This is a genomic window from Enterococcus sp. AZ101 (assembly GCF_050499005.1).
Taxonomy (GTDB): domain Bacteria; phylum Bacillota; class Bacilli; order Lactobacillales; family Enterococcaceae; genus Enterococcus_L; species Enterococcus_L ureilyticus.
In genome coordinates this window covers 1-18,804 of sequence record NZ_JBMHEZ010000002.1, presented here as the reverse complement: position 1 = coordinate 18,804, position 18,804 = coordinate 1, and the positions used below count along the sequence as shown (strand labels likewise).

General features: G+C 35.8%; 17 protein-coding genes, 4 tRNA genes and 1 pseudogene. 3 read left to right on the top strand and 19 right to left on the bottom strand.

Annotated features, from left to right (window positions below):
- Positions 1-6: 6 nt before the first annotated feature.
- From IGJ50_RS09430 to IGJ50_RS09415, 4 genes are all read right to left on the bottom strand, one after another.
- On the bottom strand, positions 7-816 hold the full coding sequence (locus IGJ50_RS09430; protein WP_429950085.1) for a WxL domain-containing protein: 810 nt from the start codon (positions 814-816) through the stop codon (positions 7-9).
- On the bottom strand, positions 813-1,163 hold the full coding sequence (locus tag IGJ50_RS09425; RefSeq protein ID WP_069638852.1) for an LPXTG cell wall anchor domain-containing protein: 351 nt from the start codon (positions 1,161-1,163) through the stop codon (positions 813-815). Before IGJ50_RS09425 ends, IGJ50_RS09430 begins: the two co-directional genes overlap by 4 nt.
- Positions 1,164-1,185: 22 nt before the next feature.
- Entirely contained in the window at positions 1,186-4,542 is a 3,357-nt protein-coding gene (locus IGJ50_RS09420) for a pectate lyase-like adhesive domain-containing protein (RefSeq protein WP_429950083.1), read from the bottom strand.
- A gap of 338 nt (positions 4,543-4,880) precedes the next feature.
- Positions 4,881-5,573, bottom strand: coding sequence for a winged helix-turn-helix domain-containing protein (locus IGJ50_RS09415; RefSeq protein ID WP_069638850.1), 693 nt, complete (start codon positions 5,571-5,573; stop codon positions 4,881-4,883).
- Between the two features lie 338 nt (positions 5,574-5,911).
- On the opposite strand from IGJ50_RS09415, the gene IGJ50_RS09410 reads away from it, so the two are divergent.
- Positions 5,912-6,250 carry a hypothetical protein gene (locus tag IGJ50_RS09410; protein ID WP_207120277.1) on the top strand — a complete coding sequence of 113 codons (339 nt, stop codon included), beginning with the start codon at positions 5,912-5,914 and terminating at the stop codon, positions 6,248-6,250.
- 152 nt (positions 6,251-6,402) lie between these two features.
- On the opposite strand, the gene IGJ50_RS09405 is transcribed toward IGJ50_RS09410, so the two are convergent.
- The gene (locus tag IGJ50_RS09405; protein WP_069638848.1) at positions 6,403-6,834 is read right to left on the bottom strand and encodes a hypothetical protein; all 432 of its coding nucleotides are present in this window, start codon (positions 6,832-6,834) and stop codon (positions 6,403-6,405) included.
- Positions 6,835-7,283: 449 nt separating this feature from the next.
- Here IGJ50_RS09405 and IGJ50_RS09400 point away from each other — a divergent pair, with 449 nt between their 5' ends.
- Together IGJ50_RS09400 and IGJ50_RS09395 are read left to right on the top strand one after the other, a co-directional pair.
- Positions 7,284-7,724, top strand: coding sequence for a MerR family transcriptional regulator (locus IGJ50_RS09400; protein WP_069638847.1), 441 nt, complete (start codon positions 7,284-7,286; stop codon positions 7,722-7,724).
- A gap of 18 nt (positions 7,725-7,742) precedes the next feature.
- On the top strand, positions 7,743-8,318 hold the full coding sequence (locus IGJ50_RS09395; RefSeq protein WP_069638846.1) for an NAD(P)H-dependent oxidoreductase: 576 nt from the start codon (positions 7,743-7,745) through the stop codon (positions 8,316-8,318).
- Positions 8,319-8,524: 206 nt separating this feature from the next.
- On the opposite strand, the gene IGJ50_RS09390 is transcribed toward IGJ50_RS09395, so the two are convergent.
- The 14 genes and pseudogenes from IGJ50_RS09390 to IGJ50_RS09325 all read right to left on the bottom strand — a co-directional run bounded on the left by IGJ50_RS09390 (position 8,525) and on the right by IGJ50_RS09325 (position 18,788).
- On the bottom strand, positions 8,525-8,824 hold the full coding sequence (locus IGJ50_RS09390) for a hypothetical protein (RefSeq protein WP_429950079.1): 300 nt from the start codon (positions 8,822-8,824) through the stop codon (positions 8,525-8,527).
- A 23-nt stretch (positions 8,825-8,847) separates the two neighbouring features.
- Positions 8,848-9,369, bottom strand: coding sequence for a GrpB family protein (locus IGJ50_RS09385; RefSeq protein WP_429950077.1), 522 nt, complete (start codon positions 9,367-9,369; stop codon positions 8,848-8,850).
- 81 nt (positions 9,370-9,450) lie between these two features.
- Positions 9,451-11,088 (bottom strand): annotated as a pseudogene (locus IGJ50_RS09380) (peptide ABC transporter substrate-binding protein).
- A complete protein-coding gene (locus tag IGJ50_RS09375; RefSeq protein ID WP_069638842.1) occupies positions 11,072-11,428 on the bottom strand; it encodes a cupin domain-containing protein in 357 nt (118 codons plus the stop codon). Before IGJ50_RS09375 ends, IGJ50_RS09380 begins: the two are co-directional and overlap by 17 nt.
- A 161-nt stretch (positions 11,429-11,589) precedes the next feature.
- Entirely contained in the window at positions 11,590-12,072 is a 483-nt protein-coding gene (locus IGJ50_RS09370; RefSeq protein ID WP_207120280.1) for a nucleoside deaminase, read from the bottom strand.
- 24 nt (positions 12,073-12,096) lie between these two features.
- Positions 12,097-12,858, bottom strand: coding sequence for a tyrosine-protein phosphatase (locus IGJ50_RS09365; RefSeq protein ID WP_429950075.1), 762 nt, complete (start codon positions 12,856-12,858; stop codon positions 12,097-12,099).
- 127 nt (positions 12,859-12,985) lie between these two features.
- Positions 12,986-13,798, bottom strand: coding sequence for a histidine phosphatase family protein (locus IGJ50_RS09360; RefSeq protein ID WP_207120282.1), 813 nt, complete (start codon positions 13,796-13,798; stop codon positions 12,986-12,988).
- 15 nt (positions 13,799-13,813) lie between these two features.
- Positions 13,814-15,247, bottom strand: a complete 1,434-nt coding sequence (locus tag IGJ50_RS09355) for a 6-phospho-beta-glucosidase (protein WP_429950073.1) — start codon at positions 15,245-15,247, stop codon at positions 13,814-13,816.
- Positions 15,248-15,326: 79 nt separating this feature from the next.
- On the bottom strand, positions 15,327-17,228 hold the full coding sequence (locus tag IGJ50_RS09350; RefSeq protein ID WP_069640451.1) for a beta-glucoside-specific PTS transporter subunit IIABC: 1,902 nt from the start codon (positions 17,226-17,228) through the stop codon (positions 15,327-15,329).
- Between the two features lie 144 nt (positions 17,229-17,372).
- The gene (gene licT / locus IGJ50_RS09345) at positions 17,373-18,215 is read right to left on the bottom strand and encodes a BglG family transcription antiterminator LicT (RefSeq protein WP_069640452.1); all 843 of its coding nucleotides are present in this window, start codon (positions 18,213-18,215) and stop codon (positions 17,373-17,375) included.
- A 243-nt stretch (positions 18,216-18,458) separates the two neighbouring features.
- Positions 18,459-18,530 (bottom strand) — tRNA-Glu (locus tag IGJ50_RS09340).
- 12 nt (positions 18,531-18,542) lie between these two features.
- Positions 18,543-18,616, bottom strand: a tRNA-Ile gene (locus IGJ50_RS09335).
- An 11-nt stretch (positions 18,617-18,627) separates the two neighbouring features.
- Positions 18,628-18,698, bottom strand: a tRNA-Gly gene (locus IGJ50_RS09330).
- A gap of 17 nt (positions 18,699-18,715) precedes the next feature.
- Positions 18,716-18,788, bottom strand: a tRNA-Phe gene (locus IGJ50_RS09325).
- Between the last annotated feature and the right edge of the window lie 16 nt (positions 18,789-18,804).

The following is an 18,804-nucleotide window of genomic DNA, read 5'->3' as shown; positions in this document are numbered from 1 at the left end:
TTCTATTTATGGCAACTCGGCTAATATCCAAGTTAACACCGTAGTATAAGGTACCGGATCAACGATCGTTGTGCCCGGAATCGATAGTGAAACAGCTTTATTCAAGTAGACAGGTTTATTATCAAATACTGGATCTAAAACTGCTTGACCAGTATGATCTAGTCTAGGTTCCAGTGTGTTTTTTTGGTTATCCTGATTTTCTTCAGATGCACCAAAGGAAATCGTCCAGGTCCCTGCACCTTGCCCAGTATTTGCTTGTGCTAAGTTATACGAAGCACCGACATTGTCTATATTAATGATCTCTTTTGAGAGTTGGGGCGCGCCGCTAGCATCTCGAGTAGAACTTACCCAGGATTTATCTAGTGATAACATTGCCCCGTTGATTTCGCTGTGTTCTGTATCTTTGTTGGTAAATTGCATTTCCTGACGCAATTGTAACGTCCAACCAGTCGGCTTTTGTCTCAAGTCAGTGACTTGAACAAAGTTTCCTCTAGGCTTGGTTGCACCAAAGAAATTTTGTGCATTTCCGTAGTACGTCTCATCTTTATCGGAAATTTTATTCTGGTAAAAATCTAGTTTTGGAACAAAGTCGATTCTCAAATCCCCTTTAAGTTGGGGTGTTTCTCCTGGGTCGACAATTTCACCCGGTTTTTCTGGATCAACGATGTCTTGCGGATATTCACCTGAAAATTCGATTTTGCCAGGTCCGCTCATTGCGTCTGTTTCTGCGAATGCAGTATCACTGATAAGCACTAATAAAGAAATCACAGCAATTGGCATAACGAGAAATTTAATTGTTTTTTTCAATCTTCTCATGTGTTATCCCGCCCTTCTTTCTCCTTTTTGCGTTTCCAGAAAAACAGAAGTAATCCGATAATAACCAAGGCTGCTCCGGTAAATACAAGACTTGTTTTTACCATTTCACCAGTGCTCGGATAACGTCCAACAGGTTTAGCAACTTGGGCTGAGCTTGTTAACGTGCTACTTGATGGTTGTGTGCTTGTTGGCGGCTCCGTTGAAGAACTATCTTCATAAAAACGAATCACACCATCTGTTTGCACTTCTCCTCCATTGTTATTAGCCGCAGCAGTCAAAGGATAACTGATTACTAACGTTAATAGCAAAGTAAAGGAGAAGACTAAAATATTGATTTTTTTTCTCATAGATTAAGAATCTCCTTTACTGTTATGGAGCATCGCCCAATTCCCAAAGAATTTCTCCTTGATAAGAACCAAGTGCTTTCACATCTTGGGCAGAAACCTCAAATTTGAATCCGTCACCAGACTCAGACCATGTATCACTAATGTTATAGGTCGCGCCTTCGATTGATCCGCCAGTAACAGCATCCTGCACCATGATATCTTGTGCACCGCCATTTAACGTGATTTCACGATTTTTGTAAACGTACTTCACCGCTCCATCTAGTGTATAGACAGGAGCATCTGGCGTTGTGCTTGTCATTGGAGTCGTCATTTTAGCTGTTAATGACCAGCCTTTTTTATTCGCTCGGCTATCTTTAACAATAAGATCAGCACCATGATGTTCAGCAGTATTTAGGCGGGTTTTCTTTCCTTGATATTTCACACTACCAAAATCAATTTCCGTTGGCGCAGACGCTAGTTCTAAGACACCAAAAACTGTGCCGCCAGGATTATCTACAGCAAGTGATTTCGCTGAATAGGTTTCATGTTTAGCGTTTGGATCATTTGGACCTTCGACAAAGGGAGTTTCTCTTGGAGAATCACCGATTGCTTCAGCTTCATTCGTAATGATCGTTCCGACAGCTTTGGCAGCAACTGTTGCTTTAAATGTCACCTTAGCTGTTGCTCCTGTTGCTAAATCTCCAACATTGACTGTTAATACACGGGAATCAGAATCATACGTATAATTAGCTGGACTTACAGCTGTAACATCATTAATTTTGATATCTGCTGTTGCTGGATCAAAGTCTAAGCCAGCAGGAAGTGTATCCGTAATCACAACTTTTGCCCAATTTGTAGTAAATGTTGCTGCTTTATTATTCTTAGCAGTTAACGTGTACGTCAACACGTCCCCAACTTGGGTTGTTTGTCCGCCAGAAGAAACAACTGTTTTTTCCATAAGTGGTTTATCTGGTAATGCATCTTCGACTGTATACTTTGTTGCCGCTTTAAACGTGGCATCGCGGTATTTCATTTCAGTAGCCGGATTGATATTTCCATTATCACTGTTGGTCGATGGTGCTGCTGGATCTAAAACTTCTGTGATCTTGCCAGCATTGTCTTCTAGGAAGATTTGGACAGTCTCACCAGTATTTAAGTAACGAGGTAAGTTATAGGCCCACGTACCATCTTCATTCACTGTTCCGACTGCTGATTGACGTGTACCGTTGATATCAACATAGATTTTAGCTTTTGGTTCAGCATCTTTACCGATTAGTTGTTTCATCCCATTTGTCACTTTATCCCCTGTAACAACTGCTGGTTCAGGTGGCGTGACATCAATTACTGTTGTAGGTGTCTTTTCCCCTGTTCTATAAGGGGTCAGGACATTATTAACAAAGGATGCACGATATGGTGTTCCAAACATATTTTGCTCGGCAAGTTGAAATCCTGGTATCGTATGATCTGCCTTTTTCCAATGTACATAGTTATCATCGGTACTAGTTCCAGTAAAAGTGTTGCCTAAAGTATCTATATAGTCGACATAGGCTTTACGAATACTATCTGCATAAACTGGCTTTGTTTTTGCATTACCATCCTCATCAAACGGGTCACTACCACCAACTGCTGTATATCCTATTAAAATACGTGATTGTTGGTCGAAATCCGCATCAGTTACGGGTGTCCAAGTTAGTTCAGGTATACTATTCATTCCTGAGATACGTTTATAATTTGGACGAAGATATTGACTTTGAAGATCCGGATCGGAGCTTGTCACTCCTCCATTTGCAGATGAATTTGTTACAGTGAAGTCTGTCACATTCGAATAATCATAGGTTGGCGCACCATCAATGTCTACTTGATTATTCCAAATAGATATATCAGAATTTTTTATAGTGAAACTGTTGGTTCCTCTATTCGACGTTGTATCTCCCAAAAAGGCATTGGTTGTCGTTGTACTATTAAACGAATTACGAATGTCAAATGACTCTGGACTATCAAATATGAACTGATTGCCTCCATTTGTTGAGTTATATGCAAGAACTCCACCATTATTATTCCCAACAATGAACACATTTGATTTAGGCTTAAATTCATATTTAGTGTTTTTAGGGTTTGCTTGTGAACCAGCATTTGTAGCATTTACTGCACCAGATTGAACAGTAGCTCGACTGCCAGCACGAGAAAGTAAATTGACTGTTGAACCTTCTTCCGCTATAAAGCTTGCATCGTCCACATTAAAATAGGCAGCTGATCCTGGCATGTTCGCATTATAAGTTGCATTTTTCCCGACTCTTAGCTCATCGAAAAAATTATACACTGCAGGATAATTGGTGCCATTAGCAGTATAATTTAAATACACAAAACTGCCTTCTCCAATATCAAATTTCCTGGTCCCTGTTGAATCAGTGTCCCCATTTTTACCAGTATTATCCATGAACCAAACAACTGAATAATCATACTCAGCGTTTGTGCCTTTATAAAAGGTACTAGGCTCAAATGTCATTCCACCGGTATAGAAATTTTCAGCACCTGTTACGATGACATTGTATCCATACATGCTAATCTCAGCACGAGGAGCACTGATTAAGCGGCCACCCACACGTTGGTTATCACTTTTTTTACTAGTGTCATACGGAGTGTAAACATTCCCAATTCTGTAACGCCATAATCTTCTATTTGAGCCGGTTGAACCGCCAGTTCCCCATTGTCCTTTACCATTAACAAATGACCACGCAGTTCCAAGATTCCCCTCTAGCGCTCCATACCCAGTATTATTCGCAATTTGAATATCATGCATGTGGAATACTGGCACGTCAGAAAAGGCTTTGCCAAAACTTGCCAAAGAATTTAGATCATCAACATTGATGGAACCATTTCGCATCTCAAGGAGGTGCCCTTGACCATCTATTTCAATTGATTCTGCTCTAGAGATAGCAATAGCAGAGCCATAATAAATATCTGCATCAAGGATGATCTTTGAGACTTGATTATTCTCAAAAGCTGCTCTAAACTCAGCCCAAGTTCCTACATGGACCGCATTGGTATCAGGTCGGAAATTGTATTGAGTATTCCATGCTTGATTTTGCTGAGCATTCAAATCAGCATATTGCGTTTGATACTGCTCATTTGTCATGCTTCCAGTGATTTTATTCTCAATTTTGGTCTGAGCTGGTTGATAATTAGTTCCATCCATGTAAGCTTCCATTTGAGGAACAGTGATCGTTTCTTGATTATGCAAATCTTCTTCGGTTTTTAATAGAGTGGAAGAATCCACGTTTCCTATCAAAGGTTCCTCAGCTGCTTCAATTTTGTTAGAGTTATTAAATAAAATAACCGCTAAAATACTGAACAGAAAAATAACTAGTCCAATAAAATAAGACTTTTTTCCGATTTTCATATCTTCTCAACTCCTCCCTTAACAATTTTTTACACATCTGTCTTAAAAAGATGCACAATCTATTTCTATTTTCCTTGCCAATTGTTTCGTTTTTTGATACATTCACAATGCAGGGGGAAATTAGTGCTGAATTTTTGTTTACAAATCCTTTGAGAATGGCAGTTCTCTAAGCGGATGTTGGCAAACATGCACTGATTTTCTCTATTTTGTTTATGCTCAACAATCGGCTTGAAAAAGAGAAAACATTTTTACTTGTTTTTTTGTCACCGTCATTGTCTTTCGTCTCCTAATAGATCAACCGCCATGACTATTTGTTTTATTATAATTAACGTGATTGCTTATAGCGTCAGCTTATATCCTTTTGAACGAACTGTTTTGATATAATTAGGATGTGCTGCATCTTTTTCAATTTTTTGTCTTAGATGGAAAATCAGATTTGAGACTCGATATTGTTTGTCGTTTCCGTCATTTTCCCAAACGTTTTTATAGATTTCTTCATAGGAAACAGCTACACCTTTTTGTGTTTGTAAAAATTCGATTGTTTTAAATTCCAATTTAGTCAAACTAATCTCTTCGCCATTCATTAAGACGCTAAAATTACATGGGCGTAATTGAAGTTCTGTATTCCCTTCTGATTTACTTATCTGCTCCGAATCATTTAGAGACATCCTACTATATCGATTAAAGGTATTTATCATCAGTAATTTCGATTCTTCTGTGTCGGTCTCAGGATCGATGATTCCATCCGCACCTAGTTGCAAGTACACAATATGATTCATTTTATTCTCTCGCTTTGAAATCACCCAAATAAAAATATCAGTCTTTTTCTTTAATGATAAAATTAACTCGCAAATCAACCCAATATTTTGTATATGGTATTCATTAATCACTATGCCATTATAATTTTCGTTTGTTTCAATAACTTCATTTTTATTAATCGGATGTACATGTAATTGAGCACTATTTAGTGAGTCTATGTATTTTTGCTCATTTGTATCATCATCAAGCAAAACAAATCCTATATTATACATGTGGTGTCCCCTTTATATTTTAGTTAATCAAACAGCTCATCCCTAAAAAAGCTGTTTTTCATCTCCTATACATCTCTATTAAGATATAATATAGATATTTATTTAATATATATATCAAACTAAAATAAGTTTAATTCATTTCATTTACTAAGTCTACATAATTCCAATGTTTTATTTATCACGTTTTTAATAAATAATACAAATATTTGAGAATTATGTGAATTTCATATCGTTTTTTATTAAGTAATCTAGTATTTGCATTAGATGTCAATTGAAGGGAAAAATATTTTATAACACTTTTTTAATGTATGATACACTAATAAAAAAGGAGAATTGCTATGGACAGAAGTACACAAATTAATAGCTTGTTTGTTCTATTTAATGAAGAAAAGAAATTTATTAAAGATGGTTATTATCGATTACGCAAGCTAAATGAAAACGAGATAGAATTAGCTTATCTCATTGCTGGTTCTTGTGGTGAAACGATTGTTCATCCTCAGATTACCGTCTTTTTAGAAGACTATCAGGTAGTTGCAACAAAATTAATCGATATGCACACTTGTCCACCTTTATTCTTAAATAGAAATACTGATAATGCTCAAACCTTAGATAAAGCATTGGACGCTTTGATTGATAAATTTGTTTGTGCAATTAAAAAAAATACCAAGGCAACATGAATCATTGCCTTGGTATTTTGAGAATTTTGAATAAATAAAATGAAAATTACAATATGAATAAAATCGAATAGAGTTGTTACTTATTTCAACTAATGTTTTTAACATACATTATTGACTCATCGTATCTTTGTTACATCTTGCTGATAGCGTATTTACATTTTATGAACACTATGTGCACTTTGAATTCCACCACAAGCTTCTTTACACGCTTGATTGATCAATCTAAACGAGCTTTCTGTACTATGTAAGCCACGCTTATATTTGATTTCATCAATTACTTCACATTTATCATTTAATGCTTCTAGCCAAAAGTAGATACCTTCTTTATAGGTATCTAAGCCTTCCAATAAAATTTTGGTTGCTTCTTTTTCACCATAAAAACCTAAATTTTTTCTAAAGTTAGCTTCTTCCACAAGGAACCGATTAACATTGCTCCGGCAAAATACATACGTATCTTTTCCTCTTCTGTTAATGGCTTGATTACAGCTGTTCTCTTGTACTTCCTTAGAAATGGCATTAAAAATCTCATTGTAGACTTCAACTCGTTGCATTACTGACAAAATCATATCTGTATAACTAAACATAATGCTCTCTCCTCCCATAACTAAGCAGCTAAAACCGCTGACTTACTTCCATTATAGTATCTCTCAATCTTTTATATCAAGTAATATGCTAATAAAATCGAATTTTTTTGTCATTTTTTTCATTCGTATGTCTATTTTTTTTCTACTTTAAAATAAAAAAAGTCCCCACTCCCTAGTGTTCACAGGGAATTAGAGCTATTTTTTCTCGTTATAATTATCATAAAATTTTTGTACCAAAAATATTTAATTAACTTTACAAAAATAAATAAAACGTAATTCTATTTTTATGGAATAGAAATAGTTAGGTTAGCTTTAATTCTATTATACACATTATTAAGTACCTCTAACACAATAATGCTCAACATAACTAGAGCAGAGACTTGAAAAAATATTTTAGCTGTTGACATTGGAGCATGCTCCAATGTTAATATGATTTTGGAGGGATCAAGATGACAAAAAAATGGACTATTAAAGAAATTGCTCAAAAAACGCATTTGAGTGAAGATACAATTCGTTATTATGAAAAAGAACAACTAATCGATCCTCAAAGAGGTGTAAATAACTATCGACTATATGACCAAAAAGACTTGGCACGATTAAAATACATCTCTGTCATGAAATATGCTCATTTTTCTTTAAAAGAGATGAAAGAATTACTGAATTTATTTGATCATCCTGTTTCACTAGATTGTAATAATCGTAGTCGAGAATTCTTAGCAAATAAAGTTCGTACTCTAGAAACAACGATTCAACATTATCAAATGATTATTCATTCAATACAATCTCTCCCCATTCCAGAAACGTATGAAGAATGCAAAACGAACTATGATCAAATGAAAAGAGAAATAGCAGAATTTGCAGATACGATTTTCTTTGATTTACACAACTAAACTATGGAGGTAATACTAATGAATATATTGATTATCTATGCTTACCCTAATACCACTGGCTACACTCATGCTATTTTAAATACGATTCAACAAGGAATTGAGCAACAAAATACCGTTAAAACGATTGATCTTTATAAGGAAAATTTTGATCCTGTATTAGTTTTTAATAAGTCAAAAAGAAGAAGAGACATGCAATTTGATAAAGAAACAGCCGTATATCGGGAACAGATTTCCTGGGCAGATCATATTGTCTTTATTTTTCCAATTTGGTGGGGCGGTATGCCCGCTATTTTAAAAGGTTTTATTGATAAAGTCTTTAGTAAAGGGTTTGCTTATAGTTACAAAGGTCTTTTCCCAATTGGTCTCTTAACTGGCAAATCTGCTTGGATCATAACAACTGAAGATGCGCCTAAAGTGTATAAAACGCTATTCCAACAAGATTATGGTACCGTACTAAAAAAACAAGTCCTACGTATGTCCGGCATCAAAAAGGTCAAGCATTTTTCATTCTCTTCTTTAAAAAATTCAAATGAAAAACAACGTCAAGTTTTTTTAAACAAGCTGTTCACACGAAGTTCCAAACTAACCGCTTAATTTTTATACTATACACCGCAAACTAAGGTCCTCTAATAGCTCTTACAGCTATCAGAGGACCTTACTTGACTTTTAAATACAGTTCTTCTGTAGATGTAGAATTGGATAAGGTCTGCCTGCATTGTCTATCTCACTTCTAGCGTATTCTTCAAATCCCATTTTTTGATAAAATATTCTCGCAGACTGATTTTGTTCATTAACATCTATTAATCGAAGCTGATTTTTTTAATTAATGTTGCTACGATTTTTTTGCCGTAGCCTTTTCCAATATCGTTTGGCTCTAAAAATAGCATTTCTAGTTTCTCTCCATCCATACCAGAAAAACCGATTATTCTTTGCTCTATTAGCCAAATATTCATCTCTAGATGAGGAAAATAAGTTGGTAACTCCGCTTTTATCGTTTGAAAATCGTTTACTTGTAAAAAATCATGCGTTTTCTTAACAGCTCTTTCCCAAACTTCTACAAGCTTCTGATAATCATTTTCTGTTACTCGCCGATTATTCATATAATTATTTGGACTCCTTATGTTTACTTCATTTTACCATACCAACTTTTTGCTTTTTGATCAATTTTTTTGATAAAAGCATCTTTCCCAGCAACATATGATTCAATATCATAAGGAAATTTTTGAGCTAGTTCTAGCTTCAATTGGCTATATGCCAAAACTTCCTCTGAATGACTATTCATAAAATCTCTAAACAGTAAATGTCGCTGAATTTCTGGATGCTCTTCTTGAAAAACGTGGAGATGGTGACTTCTATTATCTCCGCCTTTGCTAAAAAAACGCCGACCAAGAATACCATTTTCCCCTAGACATTCATAATCAATTTTTATCATCTCTTGATTATAGCTGTCAATCACTTGAATATCTTTTACCACCATTAGCATATCGATCACAGGTTTTGCCTTACTATTTTTGATAGCTGTACTACCAATGTGATGAATTGCTAGTATTTGTTTGTTGAATACCTTTTCTAGTCGGTCTTGTTCTTGTTCAAATTGTTCTGACCATCTTTTTTGTGGGGCTATGACTTCTATCTTTCTTGTCATCTATCACACACTCATTTCTTTTCTTTCAATTCATTGATTTGACTAAAAAAAGCCTTTCTTAAAAGACTTTTTTTAGTACTTTTATTCTACTGCTTTATAGACATTTTTCAAGGTTAATGGGGCTGCAAAAGTATGATAACTCAGCCCTTTGACTTGTGGATTTTGCAAAACGGATTGTTGATTTTGACTGATAATAATCATTCCAGCGGTTGTCTCAATTCCTTCTTTTTCAGCGGCAATCAACGTTTCCCAACGGTTCTCTAAATCAGTCGCATATTTTTGTGATGCATCATCTAATAAGGCATCATATTTAGGATTAGAGTAATTACGATCATTTCCTGTACGTAACATGTTCAGGGTAGAAATTGGATCTTGATAATCAGGAGTCCAATAGATCAGGAACATATCGTAATCACTTTCTCGGCTAAGATTCAATGCCGTTTCAGTCGGTAATGCTGAAACATTGATCGTTAAACCAGAGAATAGTTTTTCGAGACTCCCTTGAAGGCTCTCTCCCATTTTTTTATAAGAACCATCATCTGTGACCATCAAATCTAATGTAATCTTGTCCCCTAATTCTTTTTTAGCAAGCGCCCAATATTTTAAGGCTTCTTCTTGATTATACTTCATCAAATCGCCAGCTTCTTCTCTGAAATCGACACCTGTTTTAGGATTGCTGACAAAGCCTTCTGTAATTGCTCCATATAACGGCTTAGAGCCATCCGCAATAATATTATTTACTAAGTTTTCTTTATCGATTCCAAGGGCTAAGGCTTTTCTTAGATTTTCATTTTTTAACGGTGTATCTTTGTCTTTACGCTTTTGATTTAAGCGAATATAGTTCATCGTAGCGGCCGGATATGAATGATAGTCTGGATTACTTTGATTTTGCTTTGCTAGTTCACCTGTAACGGTTGCGACGTCCAATTGACCATCTTCAAAAAGATTCAGTGCAGTCGATGCCTCTTTGACGACTTCATAATGGATTTTGTCAGACTTTACATTTGATTGATCCTAGTATTTTTCATTTTTATTGAGATCCCAGCTTAAATCGGTTTGTTTCCAATTTGCTACAGTAAATGGTCCATTGTAAACAACATTTTCGCTTGTCGTTCCATAGTCAGTACCCATTTTTTCGACAAATTTTTGATTTTGCGGGAAAAACGTTGGAAAAGCCAAAACTGAGGTGAAATATGGTTTTGCTTCTTTCAATTTGACTTCCAACGTATGCTCATCTAATGCTTTGACACCAAGTTCATCGACTGTTTTTTTCCCTTCGGAAATATCTTCAGCATTTAAAATAGTATCTACGACCAAGAAGCTATACACAAATCCATTGCTAGGATCGATCATTTTTTTCCAAGCATATTCAAAATCCTTTGCAGTAACAGGATCATCATTGCTCCATTTAGCCTCTTCTCTTAGCTTGATTGTGTATGTTTTACCATCTTCAGAGATTTCTGGCATTTCTTTTGCTGCAGCCGGAATCAATTGGTCCTTGTCGTCTAGTGCATATAGACCTTCAAAAGCTGCGGTTTGGACGATTGCATCTGGAAAATCTAACATAACCGACGTGTCTAAAGTCGTTAATTCTGAAGGTGACATTAAATTTAACGGTTTTGTGGCTTCTGCAACTTCTTTTTGTTTTCCACCAGAACATCCCGAAATAATGGTCATCAGTGCGGTTAATCCAATGATCGATTTAATTGTTTTTTTCATACATTTCTCCCTTATATTTAGTTTCTATTCGCTCAACTAACATCCAAACAACAACTGCTGCCTCATCTCCATTGTTATAGTTGATGTGTCCTTCACCTGCTTCGATCAATTGCGCATCGCCAGGTGTGCCAATCAAATCTTGGCCGTCTTCTAAAATCGTATGTGCTTTACCAGAGACAACGTAAGAATATTCATCTTGGTCATGTCTAGCAAATCCTTCTAAAGGACGTTTTTCTCCTGGTTGTAAGACAATAACGCCCATCTGAACATTTTTATTTGGTTGATTCTCTGCATCGAAAAAAATCGTCATTTCTTGCGGTAGTGATGGCTTAATAATCATTTTATACTATACTCCTTCTTATTTTTTTATAAGTGATTTTATCTATTATTGCCTTAACATGCTAATAAGTCAATAACCTTTCGGAAAATTCTGACATTTTATGTTTAAGGAAATAAAAAAGTAGAAATGATTCAACAAAATGAATGATTTCTACTTTTTAGTTAGTTCCAATAACCGTGATGAACAGCTGCTGCTGCTTGCTCGACTTCTGGAAATGGACCGATGATTTGAATATTCTTTTGTCCATGGCTTAGGATTTCCTTCGAAGGTAAATCGAATGTTGGGTTTTGATCATTATCTCCAGTTAATTCTAGTAATCGCTTTTCAGTCATTGCGTAAACGATCGTTCCTATATTTCCCCAGTAGATTGTTCCCGTACACATTGCACATGGTTCAGCTGTAGTATATAGTATACACTCCCACAAGAATTCTTTGCTATATTTTTGTGAAGCTTTTGCTGCCAAAGTAGTTTCCGCATGGCCTGTACAGATATTTTCAGTAATTTCGACATTTTCCTGCTCTAAAAGAATATTTCCTGCTTTATCAGCTAGCAAAGCCCCAAACGGAGTGTTGCCATGCTCACGGGCCTTTCTAGAAATTTCGATACACCGATTCAGCCGTTCAATATGTTGCTTCTTATTCATAATCAACCTCTACTTCTATCGCATTTATTTTAAAGTAAAACGATGGTTCAACGTTTCTTTTGTTGTTTTATCGATCCCAATTGCTTGTTTTAAATAAGTCGTGATATCACCGTATTGTTTTTCAACAGTCTTATAAAAATTATCTAAATAACGACTATCAACATTTAGAGCAACATGTAATGCTTCTAAGTTAGACTCTTCTAGCTGTGCTGTTTTAGCTTGCTCTAAAATCATGGCATTTTCTTTTTTTCTTAAATTATTTGTTACTAAATAATCTGTGTAAATCGCTTCTTTTGGTACATCTAATGTTTCTAAAATCAACAATGCTGCAATTCCAGTACGGTCTTTCCCAGCAAAACAGTGAAATAAAATACTTTCTTTTTGCGGCAAAGCTAAAATTTCTTCAAAAAATTTATTGTAGCCTTTTTGAGCAGTCGTATTCAACGCAATATCTGCGTATAATTTTTCCATGTAAGAGGCAGACTTTTCTGGAGAACCAATTTTAACGAAATCACTGATAGAAGCTCCTTCATCTTGAATATCTTCTAAAATATCAATATGGATATATTCTGTTTTTGGGACAGATATATCTGGTCTTTCTTCTACTTCTGCTTCACTTCTTAAATCAATGATTTTGCCTAAATGATAGGTTGTTTCTAAACGTTTTTGGTCATCATTGGTTAAATTAGACAACTCTCCAGAGCGTAGAAACACCCCTTTTTTGATTTGTTTTCCTTCTTTATTTTTTATACCACCGATGTCACGAAAATTTGTAATAGTTACCATATTTTTTAGCCCTTTTCCTTCTTTTTGTTCTTATTATACACAAAATTCGATCAAAAATGTTTCTTTGATCGAATTTTGTATAAATCAAACCTGAATTAAGTGTAAAAAATCATTTCATTCCAAGCATTTATTTTTGTCCAGCTTCCACATAACTTAAATCATTGACTTTATCTAATGTGTATTTGCCATCTTTATACTTTACAGTACAAACACTTGCGTTTTTTAATCCACCCTCTGGAATTTTATAGTCATCAAACAGAGTAGCCAATAATGCAGAGATACTTAATCCATGTGATGCGATCAGAACATTCCCAGACCCTTCATTTTTCATTTCTTTTTCAACGATGTCCTCTAACCCTGCTTGAAGTCGAGTAGTAATTGTCTTATAGTCTTCTGCTGGCCAGTTGACTTTAGCTTCTTCGACATTTTTAGCATCTAATTTGGCGACACTATTGGCAAACGATTCGGGCGTCATATTCTTTAAAAATTCTTCTAATGTGACTCCTTGATCATCGGCAATATCTTGCCACATTGTGTGGTTTAAGTCACCTTCATAAGTTCCAAAATTAAATTCTCTTAGACGTTCATCTGTAATCACTTTTAAATCAGATGATTTTTTGTTTTCTTTTACGATCAAATTAGCTGTCTGAATTGCTCGACCGCTATCACTACTGTAAGCATTTTGGAAATCAATATCTTTTAAGCCAACCCCTGCAGCTGTTACGACATCTTCACCTGCTTTAGTTAAAACTGCATCTGACCAACCTTGAACCCGATCAGTCGTATTTAGCATGGTTTTACCATGACGGACAATATACAGAGTCAATTCTTCTGGTCTTTTTTTAGCGGTTGATGATTCTTCTTTCTTTTCGTTGCCACAACCGGCAACGACTAACAACCCTAACATTAAAATTCCAAACAATTTTAGTGCTTTTTTCATTTGATTGCCTCCTCATTATGCGTTTGTCAAATCTTCCCCATTTGTCGCAATGACTTTTTTATACCAGTCAAATGATTTTTTCTTCGAACGTTTCAAGGTGCCATTTCCTTCGTTATCGCGATCGACATAAATGAATCCATAGCGTTTTTTCATTTCGCCAGTTCCAGCTGAAACAAGATCGATACAGCCCCATGTCGTATAGCCTAAAAGATCTACGCCATCAAGTTCTACTGCATCTTTCATCGCTTGGATGTGTGCCGCTAGATATTCGATTCGGTAATCATCGATCACATTGCCGTTTTCATCTGGTTCATCCACTGCACCTAAGCCGTTTTCAACGATAAATAATGGTTTTTGGTAACGATCATATAAGTCATTCATTGTCACACGCAATCCTAGTGGATCGATTTGCCAACCCCATTCACTTGCTTCTAAATATGGATTTTTCACTGAGGCAAAGATATTTCCAGCTGTTTTTTCATTGATCGCTGGATCCGTTGATTGAACACGTGATGAGTAATAAGAAAATGAAATAAAGTCTACTGTGTGTGCTTTCAGTAATTCTAAATCGCCTTCTTCAATTGGTAATTTGATGCCTTCACGTTCTAATTCTTTCAACGCATATGCTGGATATTCTCCGCGAGATTGAACGTCGATAAAGAAGAAATTCTCACGATCAGCTTTTTTCGCTGCCCAAACATCTTCTGGTTTACACGTATAAGCATAGTTTGTGCCAGCCGCTAACATACAGCCAACTTGGTTTTCTGGGTCAACTTCGTGAGCGATTTTTGTGGCAATCGCACTTGCTAATAGTTCGTGGTGTGCGGCTTGATATTTGACTTGTTCTTTGTTTTCGCCTTCTTCAAAATAAAGACCTGCGCCCATAAATGGTGCATGTAAAATCATATTGATTTCGTTGAAGGTTAACCAATATTTCACTAAGCCTTTATAACGATTGAAAATTGCGTGACAAAGATTTTCATAAAAACCAACCATTTCACGACTGCGCCACGCGCCATATTTTTCAACTAAATACATTGGACAATCAAAATGCGTGATCGTTACAAGAGGCTCAATATTGTGCTTGCGGCATTCTTTGAACAAATCTTCATAGAACTTCAACCCTTCTTCATTGGGCTCTGTCTCGTCTCCTAGAGGGAAAATACGGCTCCAGGCAATTGATAAACGGTAAGTTTTAAACCCCATTTCGCCAAATAGTGCGATATCTTCTTTATAACGGTGGTACATGTCAATCGCAGTTTGTGCAGGGTAAAAATGGTCCTCCTCAAAAGCGAACATCTTTTTCTCGCCTGTGATCACTGGAAAACGGTCTGGTCCAACTGGTGCTAAATCCACGTTCGCTAACCCTCGGCCGCCTTCGTTATAGCCGCCTTCACATTGATTGGCTGCAGTTGCGCCACCCCATAAAAAATCTTTTCTAAATGCCATGTCAAAATTCCTTTCTATATAAGGCTTACGATAGCATCCGTTTGAGTCTACCGTAAGCACTATTCTCTTCTATTTATTTTTAAGTTAAACCAGTAATTAGTGTATCATCGGACGTTACTTCACGATCTTGCGTTTCTACAATATCTAGATAATCACCCGTATTTGTAACGATAATCGGTGTTTCAACACTATAACCTGCTTCTTTAATTGCTTCAATATCAAAGGTAACTAATAATTGTCCTTTTTTCACTTTGTCGCCTTGCGCTACTTTTGCTTCAAAACCATTTCCTTCTAGTTGAACGGTATCCATACCGATATGGATCAATAACTCCATTCCTTGATCAGAAATTAACCCTATCGCATGTAAGGTTGGGAACAAGGTCATAACAGTTCCGTCAAATGGTGCTCTTACAACTCCTTCAGTTGGTTCAATCAAAACACCTTTACCTAAAGCACCTTGTGCAAATGCTTGGTCACTAGCTTGGGTCAAAGGTAAAACACGACCTTTAACTGGACTTAATACTGCTTCTTTAATTGCTTTTTGAGCATTTTTATTTTCAGTTATTTCTTCCATAACTGTATCATCCTTCCAGAAGAAGAACGTTAAAGCAAAACCGATTGCCATTGCGATTAAAATGGCTACAAAAGAATGAATCATTCCACTCGCATCATCACCATTGATAAAGTTTAAAACACCAAAGATTCCTAAACCACCCATTGTATAAGAAGTAACACCATTAAACATTAAATACAAACCACCAACTGCCGCTCCAATCATTGAATAAATAAACGGAGTCTTTTTAGGTAATGTAATTCCATAAATTGCCGGTTCCGTTACTCCAAAGATACCTGAAATAATTGCTGGCGGGCATAAAGCTTTCACTTTTGTATCTTTTAGCTTGAAGAACATTGCCATAACTACTGCAGTTTGTGCAAAACTTGCTGCAAATGATCCTACTAATACTTGACTTGCACCTTCTTGAGTAATCTGCATAATTGCAAGCGGCACAACACTCCAGTGTAATCCAAAAATAACCAATACTTGCCAGAAGAAGCCAAGAATAACGCCATATAAAGCTGGTGAGAAGCCCATCAATGCTTGGAAGCCAGCACTTAGTAAATCTGTCAACATACTAATGATTGGACCGATTACTAAGAAACCAACTGGTAGTGCAATTAACAATACAAAAAATGGTACCAAGAATGTTTGGACAACTTCAGGAATCAGTTTCTTGAAGAGTTTTTGAATCTGAGCTGCAAATGCCACAATGAATATGATTGGTACGACACTACTAGTATAACCAGCACCAACCCAAGGAATGCCTAAAAATGTATTATAAGCTGGTAATCCTAATAAACTGTATGGTGCTGCTGCTCCTGCTCCAGCAGTTTCTTCAAATACAGCTTGTAATGCGCTGCCTTGTACTGTTGGGTAACAAAGTGCTGCCCCGATGACAATACCCACCATTGGGTTCAAATTGAATTTTCTAGCAGCTGTATAACCTAGAATAACTGGCATAAAATAGAATATCGCATCTCCGATACCGTTTAGCATCGTGTATGTTCCAGAAGTATCTGAATATAATTTCAAGAAAACAAGTAATGCATTTAATCCTTTTACCATCCCAGCTGCAGCTAGTGCTCCTAGAAAGGGTTGAAAACAACCGCTCAAGATATCAATCAAACGATTGAATAGATTTCCACCAGAAGATTCTTGTTCTGCATCAGCGGAAATTCCTGCAATACTTACAACATCTTCATAAACTGCGGGTACATGATTCCCAATTACAACTTGGTATTGGCCACCACTTTTCATAACAGTCACAACGCCATCCATATTTTTTAAAATTTCATCATTTGCTTTTGATTCATCTTTCAACTTAAATCGCAAGCGAGTAATACAGTGAGTCAAACTATTAATATTTTCTTTTCCGCCTACATTATCAACAATTTTCTGCGCTAAATCACGATATTTTCCCATTTTTTTGTTCCTCCAAAGTTTAGTTTGTTAGTTAACACATTTGAAGGTTTAGCCAACTTAATGTCACTATCCAAAGGGTTTTTCTTTATAGCTATGCTATCCACCTTTCTTTTTATAAAAAATCTATGCTAAGATTTAATAATCTTACTGACTATTTGTTTGTACCACTCGTGCAATGTGAATAATTAAATACATTTTTTCTTCTTTTGAAATTGTATAATGATAACTTTCGGTTAAAAAATCAGCAATCTTATTCACACAATTATAGGCATTACGATATTTTTTTTTGATTACTTCATATAATTCTCCGTCATCTTCATCCTGGAATTCTTTATGATTTAATAAACGATAAGCAAAAAATTTTAAATGAGTACTAAAGCGATAAAAATAAACAGAGTCTTTATTATAAGTAATTTTAAAATGATACTTAACAATATTCGTAATTTCCTGCATGATTTTTGTTAACTCGTAGACATTCCCAACTTCTTCATCCATTTCCGCATTCACTATATGCAGTGCTATAAATCCTGCTTCATCTTCTGGAAGTTGAACATCGAATTTTTGTTTAACCATTTCTAATGCTTTATTTCCAATGTCATATTCATCTGAAAAAAAACGTTTAATATCCCATAATAGGAAGTTTTTCACTTCAATCCCTTGACGTATTCGCTCTAAAGCAGTATGAAGATGATCGGTTAAAGAAATAAAGATTGTATCATTTAATTTTCTGCCGAGCTTTGTTTTAGCATACTTAATAATCTCATCTGACAATTGCATCACTTCTAAAGGCAAATCACCAAGTAATTCTTGAAACTTCAAAGAAGTATCCTTGTTTGCTAAACGAAATACTTGATCTATTTGACCTTCTGCAACAAAGTCTCCAATTTTTCTTTTAAAAGCAATACCACGCCCCATCACTATTTGTTCCTGCTCATTTACATCCAACGTAATCACAACATTATTATTCAAAATTTTTTGAATAATCATTTTTTCACTCCTTTATTCAGACTTACTCCTTCAATTGTAAAAAAAGAAAAACCCAACCTTTCCAAAAAAGAAGAATCTCCTCTTCATTGGAAAAATTAGGTTTAGCTTGTATTTAAACAATCACTATCCATTTATTCAGTTGTTGAGTACAAGCATAGAATACCTTATTATAAGTGGGATGTCAACGTTTTCATAATTATTTTATAAAAAAACATTCAGCATAAAGCTAAATGTTTTTTAACATGACCCGTACGGGAATCGAACCCGTGATACCGCCGTGAAAGGGCGGTGTCTTAACCGCTTGACCAACGGGCCATTTAAAAATTATGGGCCTAAATGGACTCGAACCATCGACCTCACGCTTATCAGGCGTGCGCTCTAACCAGCTGAGCTATAGGCCCTTAAAGAAAAAAGCGGGTGACGAGAATCGAACTCGCGACGGCAGCTTGGAAGGCTGTGGTTTTACCACTAAACTACACCCGCATGCTTCTTCTTTGAAATGGCGCAGGACAGAATCGAACTGCCGACACACGGAGCTTCAATCCGTTGCTCTACCAACTGAGCTACTGCGCCAAGAAACTAAAGTGAT

Excerpts from the sequence above, each read along its gene's own strand:
- IGJ50_RS09430 (WP_429950085.1), bottom strand. The coding sequence starts at position 816 with ATGAGAAGATTGAAAAAAACAATTAAATTTCTCGTTATGCCAATTGCT.
- IGJ50_RS09425 (WP_069638852.1), bottom strand. The coding sequence starts at position 1,163 with ATGAGAAAAAAAATCAATATTTTAGTCTTCTCCTTTACTTTGCTATTA.
- IGJ50_RS09420 (WP_429950083.1), bottom strand. The coding sequence starts at position 4,542 with ATGAAAATCGGAAAAAAGTCTTATTTTATTGGACTAGTTATTTTTCTG.
- IGJ50_RS09415 (WP_069638850.1), bottom strand. The coding sequence starts at position 5,573 with ATGTATAATATAGGATTTGTTTTGCTTGATGATGATACAAATGAGCAA.
- IGJ50_RS09410 (WP_207120277.1), top strand. The coding sequence starts at position 5,912 with ATGGACAGAAGTACACAAATTAATAGCTTGTTTGTTCTATTTAATGAA.
- IGJ50_RS09405 (WP_069638848.1), bottom strand. The coding sequence starts at position 6,834 with ATGTTTAGTTATACAGATATGATTTTGTCAGTAATGCAACGAGTTGAA.
- IGJ50_RS09400 (WP_069638847.1), top strand. The coding sequence starts at position 7,284 with ATGACAAAAAAATGGACTATTAAAGAAATTGCTCAAAAAACGCATTTG.
- IGJ50_RS09395 (WP_069638846.1), top strand. The coding sequence starts at position 7,743 with ATGAATATATTGATTATCTATGCTTACCCTAATACCACTGGCTACACT.
- IGJ50_RS09390 (WP_429950079.1), bottom strand. The coding sequence starts at position 8,824 with ATGAATAATCGGCGAGTAACAGAAAATGATTATCAGAAGCTTGTAGAA.
- IGJ50_RS09385 (WP_429950077.1), bottom strand. The coding sequence starts at position 9,369 with ATGACAAGAAAGATAGAAGTCATAGCCCCACAAAAAAGATGGTCAGAA.
- IGJ50_RS09375 (WP_069638842.1), bottom strand. The coding sequence starts at position 11,428 with ATGATTATTAAGCCATCACTACCGCAAGAAATGACGATTTTTTTCGAT.
- IGJ50_RS09370 (WP_207120280.1), bottom strand. The coding sequence starts at position 12,072 with ATGAATAAGAAGCAACATATTGAACGGCTGAATCGGTGTATCGAAATT.
- IGJ50_RS09365 (WP_429950075.1), bottom strand. The coding sequence starts at position 12,858 with ATGGTAACTATTACAAATTTTCGTGACATCGGTGGTATAAAAAATAAA.
- IGJ50_RS09360 (WP_207120282.1), bottom strand. The coding sequence starts at position 13,798 with ATGAAAAAAGCACTAAAATTGTTTGGAATTTTAATGTTAGGGTTGTTA.
- IGJ50_RS09355 (WP_429950073.1), bottom strand. The coding sequence starts at position 15,247 with ATGGCATTTAGAAAAGATTTTTTATGGGGTGGCGCAACTGCAGCCAAT.
- IGJ50_RS09350 (WP_069640451.1), bottom strand. The coding sequence starts at position 17,228 with ATGGGAAAATATCGTGATTTAGCGCAGAAAATTGTTGATAATGTAGGC.
- licT (WP_069640452.1), bottom strand. The coding sequence starts at position 18,215 with ATGATTATTCAAAAAATTTTGAATAATAATGTTGTGATTACGTTGGAT.